General features: G+C 63.8%; 14 protein-coding genes. 7 read left to right on the forward strand and 7 right to left on the reverse strand.

From position 1 onward, the window contains the following. Positions 1-102 precede the first annotated feature (102 nt). A complete protein-coding gene (locus BCO18175_RS22555) occupies positions 103-1,284 on the reverse strand; it encodes a DNA-binding protein (RefSeq protein ID WP_174984855.1) in 1,182 nt (393 codons plus the stop codon). Between the two features lie 1,822 nt (positions 1,285-3,106). On the opposite strand from BCO18175_RS22555, the gene BCO18175_RS22560 reads away from it, so the two are divergent. After that, positions 3,107-4,474, forward strand: coding sequence for a replication initiation protein (locus BCO18175_RS22560; RefSeq protein WP_174984144.1), 1,368 nt, complete (start codon positions 3,107-3,109; stop codon positions 4,472-4,474). A gap of 92 nt (positions 4,475-4,566) precedes the next feature. Here BCO18175_RS22560 and BCO18175_RS22565 read toward each other — a convergent pair whose 3' ends face one another. Together BCO18175_RS22565 and parA are read right to left on the reverse strand one after the other, a co-directional pair. After that, positions 4,567-5,628, reverse strand: coding sequence for a ParB/RepB/Spo0J family partition protein (locus tag BCO18175_RS22565; protein WP_174917984.1), 1,062 nt, complete (start codon positions 5,626-5,628; stop codon positions 4,567-4,569). A gap of 23 nt (positions 5,629-5,651) precedes the next feature. Further along, on the reverse strand, positions 5,652-6,314 hold the full coding sequence (gene parA, locus BCO18175_RS22570; protein ID WP_174917985.1) for a ParA family partition ATPase: 663 nt from the start codon (positions 6,312-6,314) through the stop codon (positions 5,652-5,654). Positions 6,315-7,386: 1,072 nt separating this feature from the next. On the opposite strand from parA, the gene arsC reads away from it, so the two are divergent. Next, positions 7,387-7,743: an arsenate reductase (glutaredoxin) gene (gene arsC / locus BCO18175_RS22575; RefSeq protein ID WP_174984148.1), complete on the forward strand. Its 357-nt coding sequence runs from the start codon at positions 7,387-7,389 to the stop codon at positions 7,741-7,743. A 141-nt stretch (positions 7,744-7,884) separates the two neighbouring features. On the opposite strand, the gene BCO18175_RS22580 is transcribed toward arsC, so the two are convergent. Further along, a complete protein-coding gene (locus BCO18175_RS22580) occupies positions 7,885-8,106 on the reverse strand; it encodes a zf-HC2 domain-containing protein (protein WP_174984150.1) in 222 nt (73 codons plus the stop codon). Next, positions 8,084-8,683: an RNA polymerase factor sigma-70 gene (locus tag BCO18175_RS22585; RefSeq protein WP_174984151.1), complete on the reverse strand. Its 600-nt coding sequence runs from the start codon at positions 8,681-8,683 to the stop codon at positions 8,084-8,086. Before BCO18175_RS22585 ends, BCO18175_RS22580 begins: the two co-directional genes overlap by 23 nt. 367 nt (positions 8,684-9,050) lie before the next feature. Here BCO18175_RS22585 and BCO18175_RS22590 point away from each other — a divergent pair, with 367 nt between their 5' ends. Next, the gene (locus BCO18175_RS22590) at positions 9,051-9,605 is read left to right on the forward strand and encodes an NADPH-dependent FMN reductase (RefSeq protein ID WP_059688142.1); all 555 of its coding nucleotides are present in this window, start codon (positions 9,051-9,053) and stop codon (positions 9,603-9,605) included. Between the two features lie 46 nt (positions 9,606-9,651). On the opposite strand, the gene BCO18175_RS22595 is transcribed toward BCO18175_RS22590, so the two are convergent. Continuing rightward, positions 9,652-11,910, reverse strand: a complete 2,259-nt coding sequence (locus BCO18175_RS22595) for a hybrid sensor histidine kinase/response regulator (protein WP_174984153.1) — start codon at positions 11,908-11,910, stop codon at positions 9,652-9,654. Positions 11,911-12,380: 470 nt separating this feature from the next. Here BCO18175_RS22595 and BCO18175_RS22600 point away from each other — a divergent pair, with 470 nt between their 5' ends. Genes BCO18175_RS22600 through BCO18175_RS22610 form a run of 3 tightly spaced genes read left to right on the forward strand, consistent with a single transcriptional unit; the run spans position 12,381 to position 14,303 of the window. Then, positions 12,381-12,749 carry a response regulator gene (locus tag BCO18175_RS22600; protein WP_039344648.1) on the forward strand — a complete coding sequence of 123 codons (369 nt, stop codon included), beginning with the start codon at positions 12,381-12,383 and terminating at the stop codon, positions 12,747-12,749. After that, positions 12,742-13,368, forward strand: a complete 627-nt coding sequence (locus tag BCO18175_RS22605; RefSeq protein ID WP_174974378.1) for a chemotaxis protein CheC — start codon at positions 12,742-12,744, stop codon at positions 13,366-13,368. The genes BCO18175_RS22600 and BCO18175_RS22605 overlap by 8 nt, the downstream gene beginning before the upstream one ends. Beyond that, a complete protein-coding gene (locus BCO18175_RS22610) occupies positions 13,365-14,303 on the forward strand; it encodes a GGDEF domain-containing protein (RefSeq protein ID WP_174984155.1) in 939 nt (312 codons plus the stop codon). Before BCO18175_RS22605 ends, BCO18175_RS22610 begins: the two co-directional genes overlap by 4 nt. Positions 14,304-14,348: 45 nt before the next feature. Here BCO18175_RS22610 and BCO18175_RS22615 read toward each other — a convergent pair whose 3' ends face one another. After that, positions 14,349-15,233, reverse strand: coding sequence for an alpha/beta fold hydrolase (locus BCO18175_RS22615; RefSeq protein ID WP_174984157.1), 885 nt, complete (start codon positions 15,231-15,233; stop codon positions 14,349-14,351). A gap of 175 nt (positions 15,234-15,408) precedes the next feature. Between BCO18175_RS22615 and BCO18175_RS22620 the strand changes: the two genes are divergently transcribed. After that, on the forward strand, positions 15,409-15,741 hold the full coding sequence (locus tag BCO18175_RS22620; protein ID WP_174918643.1) for a hypothetical protein: 333 nt from the start codon (positions 15,409-15,411) through the stop codon (positions 15,739-15,741). The last annotated feature ends 234 nt before the right edge of the window (positions 15,742-15,975 follow it).

A 15,975-nucleotide genomic window follows, 5' to 3' on the forward strand; every position in this document is an offset into this window, starting at 1 on the left:
AGCAGCCTTGTGTGGCGCAGCCTCACCGTTTCACCACTCCCGAAAAACCTCACCTCAAGCTCCCTGGATCGTCTCACCTGTGCGGTGCAGGTGATTCTCGCGTCACGTGTGCGCAAAACGGGCGACGGCTTCGAATCGGGACGGCCATGCGCCGGAAGCGTGTTCGCACTCGGGGCACGCCACTTCAAAACCGTCTTCGCCGTGTGACAGCTCGGGCTCTGCATCGCAATGCGGACAATGGGCCGGCACCGGAATCTCCTGATCCAGCGAGGTGCCGATCGCGGCAAACGCCTCCGCATCCAGTTGCCCGGCATCGGCGAGGCGGCGGATCAGCGCGGCGATTTCCGGATTCATGCCGCGGCTCGCGCGCAGCGAAGTCACGTCGCGGGTCGCGCGTTCCAGTTCATCGCCCTGGCTGCGCAACTGCTCTTCGAGCCGGTCGGCGCGGGCCTTGGCGGAACTCAACTGCTGCAGGAAATCGAATTCCTTGCGCTGTACGTCGCGCAAACCGCTCTGATAGGTCGACGCCATGCTGCGCAACGAATCCAGCTCGACCAGCATCGGCTTGACGCGGCGTTCGGCTTCGGCCACCGCGTCCTTGATTTGCTGCGCGTAGTGCTCGGTGCGCTGCTGCAGTTCGGCTTGCAGCGCATCGATGCGGTCGCGCAGCGTCGCGTTCTGCGTCTGCTCGGCTTCGACGCGGCCGGCGGCCGCGGCCAGTTCCTTCTCGAGTCGGGCGACTGTGGTGAGCAACGTCGCTTCGCTGGCCGAACCGTGCGTCGTTTGCGACGCGAGCTGGACCTCGAGTTCGGTCACGCGAGCCTGCAATTGCTCGTTTTTCGCTTCGCCACGCGCGAGCGCGCCTTCGAGTGTCTCCTGGCGGACGGTTGCGTCGCGCAACCGCTGTTCAGCGTCGACGACGCCGGCGCGAACCTGCTCGCGATCGCCATCGAGGCTGTCCCGCGCGGCTTTCAATGCTTCTTCATAGAGTGCGCCGAGCAACGCACCGGCCTTTTCCTCGACAGCTTTCGGGATTGCCGCACCATCGAGCCTGACCTTGGAGGCGGAACGGATGCGCTCCCAGAAATGGTCGATGTCTTTCGGGATATCGCTGGCGCTGCCGGTCTGGGTGAGATCGCGGACGTTGGCAGCCGACGGCCGGATGCCGAGATCGAAGAACAAGCGCTTGCAAGCATGCAGCGACAATTCCTGCCGTCGCGCACCGCTTGCACGCAGCGATTCCAGTTCGTCACGAATGGCTTGGCGGATTTCGTCCAGGGTCATCGCTGTGCTCACAGGCATTGAAGTGTGGCAATCATAACGAAATACGTATCTATCGATACTAATTTTGCGTTGCCGTTGTGAATTTACGTCGATCTGCACAGAAATCGGGTCTGTGAGCCAATCCGGACGACTGTGGTCCGAGTTCCCGTGAAACAAAGCGAAGAAAGTCAGCCAAGTCGTTGTCCCACAAGCATTTTCCTGCAAACCCCGAATTTTGGCATTTGTTTCACATGAACACGGATCCGATTGCCTGTGGGTGTTCAGGGGTTGGGGTGTCTGTGGAAAACTCGTCAGCCGATGTCTTGAGAGTATTAGAAGTAAACACCCTTGAACCCTTAGTTAAAAACGTTAACGCCACGGCACAGCCTTATGCTGCAAGGCTTTCCGGCCGACAAGGTGAAGTTTTACGGGAGCCAAGGTGATCTTCTGCGGGAGCTGACGTGATTGGGTTCAGGGAGCAGCGTGAGCCGTTGCGGGAAAGGTCGTGAGCGGATTCGGGAGCACAGTGAAACACGAGATTTCCCAAAGGTGAGGCTTTTCGGGGCCTCACAGCCACAGAACCCGCGCTGTGCCTGACTGCACAGTTTTCTGCCTGTGCAGACATAGGTGAGAATTTGCGGGACCTTCTTCGCGCCCCGATTCTGCCCATCTTTTGGGCAGTTTTTATGAAAGGTGAGGTTTCACGGGACTCCGCGGGTGTTTGGTGTGAGGCTTTCCGGGAAACGAACGCCATTTTGCACAGCAAAAGCGCTCTCGGGGGCCTGTGAAGCCCTAAAGGTGAGGTTTTTCGGGAGGGAAATCCGGGTTTTCCTGCCCGGATCCCGTTGAGGTGAGGTTTTTCGGGGCCTGGATCACAGGCTGTGATTCAGGCCTTGGGTGAGACTTTTCGGGATTGGAAATTGCCCGAAAAATGGTCAAAGGTGAGGCTTTTCAGGACCTGTGAACGGCCGAATTCGCCGAAAAGCCCGCCAGGACTGGAAGAAATCTCGTTTTTGCTGTGCCACTTTTTGGCACAGGTGAGATTTTTCGGGGGGCTGACATGAGGTTGTCGTATGAAGGATTTCCGGTGAAAGGTGAGGTTTTTCGGGGGATGTCGGCGATGCACAGCCAAATGCCTTCTGTGCATAAGTATCGGAAGGCATTGGGATTTTTGATACCGCGACAGTTACGGTGAGGTTTTTCGGGAGCCATTCCCAGGCCGATGGAGGCACAGCGATTTTTCGGTAAGGTGAGCGTTTTCGGGAGGCTCTGGTAGGGAGTCCCGCGCGTGCCGGGCATTCGTTGGTATCCAGGCGAATGAACACGCTGTGCTCGAGGTGAGTATTTTCGGGACCCGATACGATTTGTGCGCTGTACAATGCGCACCCGGGCCGGCAAAGCAGGCCCGATCGGGTCGCGCAGGCTGGTTTCGTAGGCGTCTTCCGTGATGCCGGACCCGATCACGATCTCCCGGTGAGTCGCTCCTGTACATGCATACAGGCTGATGCGGGTCGATCGGGAGGCGCGGTGAGGTGGGATCGCAACCCTGTGCCGAACTCACAGCTGCGCAGTCGTAAAATTACGACAAATCGAAAGGTGAGCCGATACGGGAGCATATTCCGCACGTGTCGTGCACAGGTGAAATTCTGTGAATCGGCGCATCCCGCAGCACGTCTGGACGAGTCCGGAACGCTGCAAATCCGGAGCGGTGAGGGTTTTCGGGAGCGCTTGGGGTGAGTGCCGTTTTGCACGTGCGCTTCACCCGCTATGGTGAGCATGTCGTTCTGGACGCACATCACCGCAGGCGCTATCCTTCCGGAAAACTTCTCCTCCGACCCGACGTATGGCCACGACGAAGCGCGCCAAGAAAACCGATGTGGATGTGGTGAGTGCCAGTTCAGCCGAATTGCGTAAGGCCGTCGAGGCGATCGCAATTCAGCCGAAGAGCGGCAAGATCACGCTCCTCACTCGCAAGCTGTTCAATGTCCTGCTGGCCGTGGCCCAGCAGGCCGACGACTCGGGCGATACGTATCGCGCGCTGCTGTCGGACATCGTTGCCAACTCCGCCTTCGATTCGAACGACACCGCGCTGGTGAAGGAACACCTGCGCCGCATGGTGTCGGTGCAGGTCGAATGGAGCACGGGGACGTCGAGCCAGAAGCCGGGCCGCAAGTGGGGGATCTCGACGCTGATCGCCGACGCGGAAATTCTCGAGGATCCGGCGACCCGCCGCGTGTGGGTCGAATTCTCGTTCGCGCCGAAGATCAAGAAGAAGCTGCTCGACCCGGTCCAGTATGCGCGCCTGAGCCTGCAGTTCCAGAGCCAGCTGCGCAGCAGCGCCGGCCTCGCGCTGTACGAAATCTGCGTGCGCTACCTGACGAACCCGAGCCACCTGACGATGCGCGAGCCGTGGGAATGGTGGCGGCCGATCCTGTCGGGCACGCCCGACACGGAAGCCGGCGACGAGGCGAAGCGCGAGTACAAGTATTTCAAGCGCGATTATCTGCGTCCCGCGATCGCGGAAGTCAACGCGGTCACCAACATCTTCGTCGAGCTGATCGAGCACCGTGAAGGGCGCCGGGTCGCGGAGATCCAGTTCCGCGTGACCGAGCGCAAGCAACCGATGCTCGCGCTCGACGAACACCCGAACGTGTTCGACAGCACGCTGGTCGACCGGATGGTGAAGCTCGGGATCCCGCTGAAGGAAGCGCAGACGCTCTATGCGGACAGCGAGGAGAATCGCATTCGTGCCGCACTGCAGATGACCGAGCAGCGGATGCGCAGCACGACGCTGCCGCCGGTGCGCAGCGCGCCGGCGTTGTTCAAGGACGCGCTGAAGAAGGGTTATGCGCCGCCGGTCGAGTCGGTCGACGCGCTGCCTGCCGGCACGCCGTCCCCGAAGATTGCAGCGGCCCAGCCGGATGATCTGAAGGCACGCCTGCTGAGCGAGTTCGCCGCGTTCCGCCGCAAGGAAGCGAAGGTGCTGTACGAGGAGCAGGGCGACGCGGAGCGCGAAGTGGCGCGCGAGTCGTTCGAATCGGAGGCACTGCCGACGATGGGCTCGCATCTGCGCGATGACTGGCGCAAGCGCGGCCTCGATTCCAAGCTGGCCGAGACGGCCTTTTTCGACTGGCTGGCCCAGAGGACCTGGGGCGAGCCGACGGACGGCGACCTGCTGTCGTTCACGCTGAACCAGTCGCGGGCCGCCTGAGGCCCGCTCTGGCCCGCTGACGGGCCGCCGCCGGCCCCGCCCCTCAGGCGGGTGGGCCCGGCGTCCTCACCAGGCCCTGCCGGCCGTTTCCATCACTCCGACAACAGCATCCGCTCGAGCTGCTCGAGGATCGCGTCGCGCTTGTCCTTCGGGAGACCGCGCAGGCGCAATTCGATGCGATCTTCGCCATACGACTTCAGGTCGCCGACCGACTTGCCGCCGAGCTTGATCTCGAGGCGTTGCGCATAGCGCTGGCGGCCCGCAGCCTTCGGCGTTTCCTGCGCCGCGACGCGGCCCTTGACGATGTCCGACACCTGGCGTGTGCTGAGATCGTCCGACACGATCTTGTTGATCAGCCGCAGCGTGGCCTCGGTGCCGCGCGCGTTGTGATATCGGCCGACCTGATACGCCATGTTCGAACCGAATCGATCGGGGCGCGCGACCATTTCCTGCATGATCGCTTCCGGCAGCTTGCCGATCGACAGCGCGACGGCCACCGTCGATTCGTCGAGGCCGAGGTGCTCGGAGAGCTCCTTCTGGCTCTGGAAATGCTTGTCGTCGAGGAAGCGGCGCCACACGACGGCGTTGTCGAACACCGTCTGCGAATCGCGTTGGACGTTGAGATCGTAGCCGAGCTTGTAGCTCTGGATGCCGATCGGCACGTCGATCACGATTGCCTTGACCGATTCCTTGTTTGCTTCCTTGAGTGCCCGCACGCGGCGGCCGCCGTCGCTGACGAAATACGTGCCCGGGGTGTCGTAATCCGGAATCACGTGGATCGCCTGCTGCTGCCCCTGCTTCGCGAGGTTGACCGCGAGTTCGGCAATCGACGATTTCAGATAGAAGTGCCGCGGATTGAACGGGCTATGCTTGATCGCCTTCAGCGACAGCTCGATCACCTGCCCCGGCGCATAGCGGTTCTCGAGACGCCACGCGCGATATTGCGCTGACTCATCGATCGACGGATCGATGGTGAGCTCGGGAGCGGGCGGCGGCGCGATGTCTTTCTTCGCGGATTTGGTCGGCGCCGGGGTGGGCGTCTCGGACTTGACGATGCCGTCGATCGCATTGAGTCGATCGAGCGCCGTGCGCTTCTCACTCGTCGTGATATCCGGGCGCGCTTGGAATCCTTTGGCAAATTGGGAGGGTTTCATGTGACTCCTTTGTGCGCATAAAGTCAGGGCAGCATGGCGACGATTTCGTCGGCGCATGCGCGAATTTCGGATGCGGCCAGCTTGCCGCCGCGATCGTTCATCTGCAGCACGGTCTGACCGAGCGCCATCGCCTGCTTGTACGCTTCCCGGGTCGGGATCTGCGTTTTCAGCAACGGGAAGCCGAGTTCCTCGAGCGCGCGCTTGAGCTCGCGGGTCAGCATGCGCTTCTCTTCGGTCTTGTTCAGCAGGAAGACGGCGCGGAGGTCTTCGTTCATGACCTGCGCCTGCTGGATCAGTTTGACCAGGCCGACGCTCGACCAGTAATCGGCCGGCGACGACGACGTCGGAATCACGGCAATCGATGCGGCCAACAGGACCACGCCCGATACCTTCTCGGTGATCGACGGCGGGCAGTCCACGACGATGATGTCGTAGTCGTTGATGAACTTCTTGATCTCGCGATGGATCTGGCCATCGGCTTCGGCCAGGTTGACGACCGGAAACGGAATGCCGGTGTCGCTGTCGCCGGATGCGCTCGACCAGTGAACCAGTGTGTTTTGACGGTCTGCGTCGACGACGAGGACGCGCTTCCCTTTTTCATGGAACGCGGCACCGAGGTGCATGGCAATCGTGCTTTTGCCGACGCCACCTTTTTGTTGAGTGACTGCAATGATTTCCGCGGCCAATTTTCACTCCTATTTTGGTCGTTGGAATTCTACAGGACGATATTTGAATTTCAATGAAATTGTCGTTCTGCAACTACGCATTGGCCATTCGGGCTATCGGTTTATGCGCATAAACGAACCGGCGATGAGCGGTGGCTCGAGTGGATGGTGTGGCGGACGCCGGAACGTCGCTGAGCGACTCGGGGTTTGAATCGTCGCGTGTGGGGTCGTCAGGGTGAGTAGCAAGTTGCCGCAGGATCGCGGTGCACTGCCCTTTCGTTCGATGGGGCAGTCTTGCCTGAGAGCCGGGGAGTTTGTGCGCATAAAGTCCGCGGAGCCGGGTCGGTCGATCGTGCTATGGGAAGGCCGGTACTTTCATGAGTGGGTTGTGAGCGGTATGACGACCTGGCAGGGGATGCCGCGTCGAGGTGTGCCACTGAACCCGCGTACGTCGACACAACGCGCTGTCCAGGCGTTACGTTTATGCGCACAAACCGCGAGCGATAGACGGCGAGCGGCGAAGGATCACATCCCGACCGCGCCGGAATCCAGTGTGCGGCGATCTACCTGCGAGGCATCACACCGAAGCAGGCATCACACCGAAGCAGGCATCACACCGAAGCAGGCATCACACCGAAGCAGGCATCACACCGAAGCAGGCGTCACACCGAAGCAGGCGTCACACCGAAGCAGGCGTCACACCGAAGCAGGCGTCACACCGAAGCGCCGAAATGTCCGGATTCACTGCGCCGCGGATCTCGAGACACCTCACCCGGCACACGCACGCTTTATGCGCATAAACCAATCGACCTACGAAGCACCCGCCCGCACCTTTTGCGATCCGAAACGCCCCATCGTATTGATCTGGCGTGGGGACATTTATTCACCGCCACGCGATAGAGTCCCGTCCACCTTTATGCGCATAAACCTACCAACTCCTTGAAGCGCATCCCGAACAGCACTCCCCTTCCGCGATCCGTCGCACTACCCAACCAACCTGCTTCTACATAGTAGCGAGTCCGCGTCCATCACCCCGCCAAGCCCCCGATGCAGACTGGCTACAATACAGGGCTCTCCCCTCCAGGCTTGAACGATGATCACGATCTACCACAACCCCCGATGCTCGAAGTCGCGCGAGACGCTTGCGCTGGTCGAATCGCTGAATACCACCGGTGCACCGCTGAATGTCGTCGAGTACCTGAAGACACCGCCGACGGCCGAGGAGCTGGAAACGCTGCATCGGCAGCTTGGCCGTCCGGTTCGCGACATGTTGCGCGACGGTGAGGAGCCGTACAAGACGCTGGATCTGGCCCGCGCCGACCTGACCGATGCGGAAGCCTACGCGGCGATTGCCGCTCATCCGATTTTGCTGCAGCGGCCCATCGTCGTTTATCGCGGCAAGGCAGCCATCGGCCGGCCGCCTGAATCCGTGCAGGCGCTGTTCGAATAATTCTTGTCCGCCGTATTTTTCTGATTGCGTCAGCCTGGCGCAAGCATTGGTACAAGCACCGGCAATCGAAGCCGGCCCGATCACCGGGCAGCACGCCACTACTCACCACCGTCCGGACGATCGCCGTCACGCGATCCGGGTCTAGCCTTCCCCTGGCGACGCACTGTCATCATCGGGGGAAGGCCCTCGCCCCGCCGCCGCTTTCGCGGCCGTCCGCAGCAGCGCGATCTGTCCGCGATAGGCCCTGCAGCCGCTGCAGGTCGGCAGGTGGACGCGCACCTGCAGGCGCTCATGCAGGGTCAGATGCCGGTCGAGCGCATCCGACAGCAGTCGCGTCACGTCAGTACATTTCCCCGGCAGCATCTTCGGTCGTCAGTCCTTTTTCGCTCAGGCAGGTTCGCAGGCGCGTGCGCGCCCGATACAGCAGCACGCTGCAATGATTCGTGGTCAGCGTCAATTCGCTGCAGATGTCCGTTATTTCGACGTCGAGGAATTCGCGCATCATGAACACGCGCCCGATCTGCTCCGGCAGGTGATCGAGGCAGACCTGGAACAGCGTCCAGAACTGCTGCTGCTGCAACAGCGTTTCGGGGCGCGCCCATGGTCGCGGCTTCGCATGCGCGGCCCAGTGTCCGTTTTCCTTGAACAGCTCGCGATCGAGCACCGATTCGCCGTCGAGTTCGGCATCGAGCGCGGACAGGTTCACCGTCCGCTGCCGCGCGCGCAGCACGTCGATCAGCTTGTTGCGCAGGATACCGAACACCCAGGTCTTGTGTGCCGACAGCCCGGCGAAATCACCCGCGTGTGACCACGCGGCGGCGAGCGCTTCCTGCACGGCGTCTTCGGCCGCGTCGGCATCACGGAGCTGGAGTCGCGCGAAGCGCAGCAGGTCGCTCCGCAGTTGCGCGAGATAGGCGGGGTCGTCGTAGGCGGACGGCATGTCTGGGTTGCGGTGTCTCGAGGCAAGCGCATTTGCGCCACCAAGTGGGCGCGTCGCGGTGCGAGCAGCTTACTGGGCGCGGTGCGGGCCCGCAATGCATGTTCCGTCACGAATTCACGAAACCGGCCGGCGCGCTGCGCTATGCTTGCCGAACCCTGTGTCGCGTGTCGGCGACGACGCGCGGCGGGCAATCTGTAACGTCAGAACATAACGGCCGAGTTATCCACAATTTCTGTGGAAAACCTTGTGGAAAGTCGGCCGGTCGGCCCCGTGGGGCGGTTCGCGGGCTGGCTTGCCTATAAACAGACCTTTGTCGCTCGTTCGGAAGCAATCGGTCCGATTCCTCACTCACCGGAAGGAGAATGCCATGTCCTATCGCATCGCTGTGGTCGTCGGCAGCCTGCGTCGCGCTTCGTGGAACCGCGCGCTCGCGCACGCCGTGATCTCGCTCGCCCCCGCCGATTTCTCGTTCGAGTTCGTCGAGATCGGCGAACTGCCGCTGTACAGCCAGGATTACGACGCGGATTTCCCGGAAGTCGCGAAGCGCTTCAAGCAGTCGATCGAAGCCGCTGACGCGCTGCTGTTCTTCACGCCCGAGTACAACCGCTCGATTCCGGGCGTGCTGAAGAATGCGCTCGACTGGGGTTCGCGCCCGTGGGGTTCGAACTCGTGGGCGGGCAAGCCGGGCGCGGTGCTCGGCACGTCGCCGGGCGCGACGGGCACTGCCCTCGCGCAGCAGCACCTGCGCAACGTGCTCGCGTACCTCGACGTGAAGACGCTCGGACAGCCCGAGATGTTCATCAAGCACGATCCGGCGCGTATCGACGACCAGGGCCAGATCGTCAGCGAAGACACCCGCAAGTTCCTGCAGGGCTTCGTCGATCGCTACACGGGCTGGGTGCGCTTGCTGAAGTCGGCCTGAGCGTCACACCGTTTCATGCCGCCGGCGCCGGCCCGCACGCAGCGGGTCACGTGCCGGCGTGCCGCGCGTGTCGTGCGTCGCGCGCTTCGCGGATGCCCAGCAGGATCTCGTCGAGCAGCGCGATGTCGAACGGCTTCGACAGCACGCGGACGTTGACGGTGCGCGTGCGGTCGAGCTCCTCCGCGTAACCCGTGACGAGAATCACGGGCAGCTTCTCCGGCCGCTGCTCGACCGCTTCGGCGAGGTCGATGCCGTTCAGGCGGCCCGGCATGTGGATATCCGAAATCACGAGGTCGAACGCATCGTTCGCGGCTGCGCCTTCGATCAGGCGCAACGCGTCGTCGGCGGTGGGCGCGTAGGTCACGCGGTGCCCGAGCAGCGACAGCAGCGCTTCGGTGCCGGCCGCAACTTCGCTGTTGTCCTCGACGAGCAGCACGTGCAGGCCGGCAAGCGCGCCCGCCCCCGCTTCATGCACGACCGCCGGCGGCCGTGCGACGACATCCTCGGCCCGCGCGCGCGGCAGGTAGAGACGCACCGATGTGCCGGCACCGACCGCGCTGTCGATCGTCGCGAGGCCGCCCGAGCGTTCGCAGAACGCGAACACCTGCGGCAGGCCGAGCCCCGTCCCCATCCCCTGCGCCTTCGTCGTGAACAGCGGTTCGAACGCGCGCGCGAGCACGTCGGGCGCCATGCCCGAGCCCGTATCGTCGAGCGAGATCTGCACGAAATCGCCGGTCAGCGGAAAGCCGTCCTCGCGACGCAGCGTCACGTTGCGCGCGCCGACCGTGAAGCGGCCGCCAGTCGCCATCGCGTCGCGCGCGTTGACCGCGAGGTTGATCACCGCGAGCTCGAGCTCCGCGACGTCGACGCGGATCGGCCAGACGGCGGGCTCGATCGCGACGACCAGCGACGACTTCGAACCGAGCGACGTCTTCAGCAGTTCGCGGCACGTGCCGACCCATTGCCCGATGTCGATCGTCTCGTTGTGCAGCGGCTGCTTGCGCGCGACACCGAGGAGCTGGCGCGTGAGCGACTGCCCGTTCTTCAGCGCGCGTTCGATCGCGCCGAGTTCCTTGTCGAGATGCTGGACCCCGCGCCGCCGCGCGATCTGCACGTTGCTCGAGATGATCATCAGCAGGTTGTTGAAGTCGTGCGCGACGCTGCCGACGAGGTTGCCGAGCGCCTGCATCTTGCGCGACTGCCGGTACGCCGATTCGATCGAGCGCCGCATCGACGCTTCGGCCTGCCAGCGATCCCACGCCTCCTCTTCCGCCTTCAGCCGCTTGAGCGACAGCCAGATCACGGACCACAGCGCAATCGACGGCGCGAACATCGAGATGAACAGCACGCTCAGGTGTTCGTACCATTCATGCCAGATCGCCGACGTGCGGTATGCGCACGTCACGTACACGGGATAGCTGCCGACCTGGCGATACGCGACGATCTCGCTGCTCCCGCCATCGTGGCGCACGCGCACGACGCCGGCGCGCGGATCGTTGCGCGCGTCGCCGAACGTGACCGCGCGATCGGTGTGCGCGAGTGCCGGCGGCGGCGGATACGATGCGATGACCGCGCCGTCCGAGCGCGCGAGCGCCATCGTCATCGGCGTGCTCGCGCCGCCGAGCAGGTCGCGGTAGAACGCGTTGAAATACGACGACTTCAGCGCGATCGACACCATCCCGGCGAACGAACCGTCGCTATGGCGCCGCGCGACGCCCGTGTTGAACACGGGAATGTTCTCGAGCTTGAGCGGCCCCATCATCAGCCGCGAGATGTGTTCGATGACCTTGCCGTCGCGGATGCCGGCGAAGTCGTCGCGATTCGCGATCGACGCATAGGGCGCCGGATAGTAGAGGCTGTTCGCGAGCAGCATCCCGCTTGCGCCGAAGATCGACACGGCGGCCACCTGCGGATAGCCGCCGCCGATCGTGTTCAGCGCTTCGTGGATGTCGGACTCGCGGTTGCGCACGGTCGCATCGTCCATGTCCTGCACGAGATCGACGATGCGCGCATCGAGCGTTTCGCTCAGGTCGAATACCTTGAGCGCGTGCTCCTCGGCCACCCGCACGGTGCGCATCGTCACGTCGCTCGCGGCGGCCTCGCGCGTCTTCAGGTCGTTGTACGCCATCACCACGACGTAGATGCAGGGCAGCACGATTGCCGCGACGAGCAGCACGATCAGCGTCACGCGGCGCACCGCGAAATCGTGCTCGGGCGCACCGGACGCATAGTTGCCGTCGTCCTGCCAGTCGTCGGCGGGTGTAGAGGCGGGAGCGTGGGAATCGGCGGGCCGGTCGGACGTCATCGAAGAAGCGGGTGAGGCGGAGGTGCCTGCCATCATAAACGAGTTGCGACGGCCCGCCGCACGGCCCCGGACGCACGAAATCCTGTCGATTCCGACAGGGAGAAACTGTCAGATTGAAAACGCGACGAATCCGGCAGCGCAAACGTACACAAGGAAAAATTTTGCGTGCTTATCTCGAAAATGGTCATGGCTGTTTTCGGAATGGCGCGTGTTCGGACCAATTCTGTTCGAAATGGTGAAAATGGCGAGTTGCATCGCCTCCGGTTTACTCCGAGAATCGCGCCTTGCTTTCCCTATGACAGATATATGCGCCCGCCGGCGTTCGCCGCGCGGTGCGTCGCGCGCACCTGCGTCGCGGCGCCCGCGCGCGGCCGCAAGACGGTTGCCCGCGCCCGAACGCATTGCGCCTCAAGAAGCGCGCCGCGCGGTCGTTAACGCGAGAGAGACCATTCCGTATACCGCTTCGCTCCATGCCTTTGCCGATTGTAATTGCCGACGATTCGCTGCTCGCTCGCAAACTTCTGACAAAGGCGCTGCCGGGAGGCTGGGACGTCGAAGTCGCGTATGCCGCGAATGGTCGAGAGGCCCTGGCGCTCTATCGTGACGGCAAAGCTTCCGTAATGTTTCTGGACCTGACGATGCCCGACATGAGCGGATATCAGGTCCTGGAGACACTGCGCCACGAAGATCTGAACACGTTCGTGATCGTGGTATCCGCCGATATCCAGCCGCAGGCGCAAGCACGCGTGCGCGAATTGGGCGCGATCGCATTCGTAGCCAAGCCCGTGACGTCGGAGGCATTGCTGCCCATTCTCAAGGAGTATGGGTTGTATGCCTGACTCGGTGTTCACGGCGGAGCAACGCGACGCGTTGCAGGAGATCGCCAACCTCGCAATGGGCCGCGCCGCCGCGCGGCTTGCGTTGTTGCTCGGGCACTTCATCGAGCTGTCGGTGCCGCGCGTGCGGGTCGTGAAAGCGTCCGACGCGGGCGACGCGCTGCGCGAGATGACGGGCATTCACGACAACGTGACCGCCGTGCGCCAGGGCTTTCGTTCCGACATCAAGGGCGAAGCGATCGTGCTGTGCCGCACTGCGAGCATCGCGCGGCTCATGTCGGTCGTCGACCGCACGTTCGGCGACGGCGTGTACGGCGGGATGGCGACGCCCGACGAAGTCGTGTTCGACGTCGCGAACGTGCTGATGGGTGCGTGCGTCGCGTCGATCCTCGACGAGCTCGGCCGCAAGCCCGTGTTCTTTCCGCCGGGGCTGCTCGGCGCGAACGTGTCGTTTGACGACGTCTTCCAGCCGACCGAGCTGGCATGGAGCGTGGCATTGCTGCTGGAAGTGAACTTCGGGCTCGAGGACCATGCGTTCCGGGCCCACTTCGTGATGCTGATGGCCGAGGATTCGATCCGGCTGATGGGCGACGCGCTCGACGCGTTGCTGTCCGCGCTATGACGGCCGCCACCCCGTCGCTGAGCGACCTCGTGATCGAGCGGGTGGGCTTCGGCCTGTTCGTGCTCGACCGCACGATGACCGTGCTGATGTGGAATCGCTTCATGCAGGACCACAGCGGCATCCCGGCCGCCGACGTGATCGGCCGCAACCTGTTCGACTGCTTTCCCGACCTGCCGCGCGCGTGGCTGTCGCGCAAGCTCGAGAGCGTGTTCCAGCTCGGCAGCTTCGCGTTCAGCTCGTGGGAGCAGCGGCCCTACCTGTTCCGCTTCGAGCACGACCGGCCGATCACGGGCGGTGTCGACTACATGCAGCAGGACTGCACGTTCATGCCGCTCACGCGCGGCCGCGACGTCGAGGCCGTGTGCGTGACGATCTCGGACGTCACGCACGTGAGCGTGATGCAGCGCGAGCGCGAGGAAGCGGTCGCGAAGCTGCGCGAACACGCGAACCGCGACGGCCTGACCGGCATCGCGAACCGGCGTTTCTTCGAGGCACGGCTGGGCGACGAGTTCGCGCGCTGGCAGCGGTACGGCGGCGACATGTCGGTGCTGCTGTTCGACCTCGATCACTTCAAGACGATCAACGACCGTTTCGGGCATGCGGCCGGCGATGCCGTGCTGCGCGAGACCGCGCGCCGCGTCGCGTCGATCGTGCGCGCGCAGGATACGTTCGGCCGCTTCGGCGGCGAGGAATTCGCGCTGCTGCTGCCGTGCACGAATCTCGACGAGGCGATGCTGGTGGCCGACAAGGTGCGCGATGCGATCGGCAGCATGCCGGTCGATGCCGAGGGTGTCAGCGTGCCGGTGACGGCGAGCGTCGGCGGCGCGTGTGCGAAGACGGGCGCACCGACCTGCGACGTGCTCGTCAACGAGGCCGACGCCGCGCTCTATCGCGCGAAGCGGCTCGGGCGCGATCGGTCGGTCGCGTACGCATAGGCGGTGCGTCCGCCCCGCTGCGCGCGGAGCGGACGAGTGCCGGGCTCAGCTTTTCGCGATGTCGGCCAGCACGCCCGCCAGGACGGCCGGCTGCGACATGAACGGCGAATGGCTGCTGTCGAGCTGGTGCACGTGGGTCGGGTTGCTGGGCGCGAATGCGTCGGCTTCGTCGATGAAGCGCTGCTGCAGCGCAGGCAGGATCACGCGATCCTGCAGGCACTTGATGTAGTGGCGGTCGATCGCGCCCCAGCGTGCGGCTGTCGTCGGGATCGCGGTCGCGAACGGCGCGGCCGGCACGTCGCAGGTCATCAGGTTCGCGACGGCCTCGAAGTCGGCCTGCGGCACGTCGTCGTACAGCGCGCGCTTCGCGAGGTCGCGATACGCGGCGTCGCCACTGCGCGGATCGATGCGCAGCGCACCGGCGACGCGCGGGCTCGCCAGCATCAGCGGGCCGAGCATTTCACCCTTGTTTTCAGGGGCCCGCACGTAGTCGAGGCCCGGCACGCCCGACGCGGGCATGAAGGCCGCGAGATAGACGATCTTCGCGATCTTTTCCGGAGCGCGTTCGGCGGCCGCCGTGATCGCGAGGCCGCCCATGCTGTGGCCGACGAGCACGACCTTGCCGTGGCCGAGCGCGTACGCGTCGTCGACCGCCTGCATCACTTGCGTCGCGTAATCGTCGAGCGTCGTGTTCGCGACCGGCGACGGCTCGGCGCCGAACGCGTCCTTGTCGAGCGGGCGTGCGAAGTAGGAAGCGGGAAAGCGGGCATTGATGCCGTGCGCGGGCAGGTCACGCGCGATCGACAGGTGGCCGCGCGCGGCCAGCGCGGCCGCGACGTGCGCGTAGCTCCACGCGCCGTGCCAGGCGCCGTGCACGAGCACGAAAACGGGATGATCGGACTGCGGGGTGGCGCTTGCGTTCGTCTCCATGGTGTCCGGGTCTTTAGATTTTGAGAAAGGTGTCATCTTAGACGAACCCGCGTGCGCCCAGACGGGCCGGATTCGATCTGTCCCTCTTGTCTCGCGCAGGCCACATTTCGTCCGTATCCGATTTGAATTTATCCCGAAGCACGCTAATTTGTTGCTTTGCCTGCGATTGCACCCCATGAACGTCGACTACCTCTTCTACCGGAAGCCGGATAAACCCGGCCCCTATTCGCTCGACGACCTGGGCGACATCGCGCCGCCGATCGGCCCGGGCGACCTGGTGCGCGCGGGCATCGCGCGCGTCTTCGCGCAGATCGACTGGCAGGAATCGCCCGATGTGCCGGGTGCGTGGTTCGGCACGGGCGGCGCGGTTTTCCAGTTCACCGCGGAGCCCGACGGCGGCGTGACGAGCTTCATGGGTTCGCGCCTCGAACGCCGCTCGATGCTGCAGCTCACGCGCGAAATGGGGCTCATTGCGCTCGACCTGCAGCGCGACATCGTTTACGGCTGAAGCGCCGCCGGCGCCGGTTTCCGCCCGGGCCGGCCGCGCTTGCCGGGCAACGGCTTCCGGCATCCCGCCGCACGCGGCGCGTGTCCGCCATCGAACTTCAAAGATTGCTATACTTTCGCCCAATTCCGGCTTCCGGCCGGTAATTTGTGCCTGTCTGCGTCGATCGTTCGCATATCTCGCACGCATTTGACACCCTGACCATCCCAGCCGGGCATGGCTTCTTCAATCGCCCCG

It is taken from the genome of Burkholderia lata, from assembly GCF_902499335.1.
In the GTDB taxonomy this organism is placed as follows: domain Bacteria; phylum Pseudomonadota; class Gammaproteobacteria; order Burkholderiales; family Burkholderiaceae; genus Burkholderia; species Burkholderia lata_B.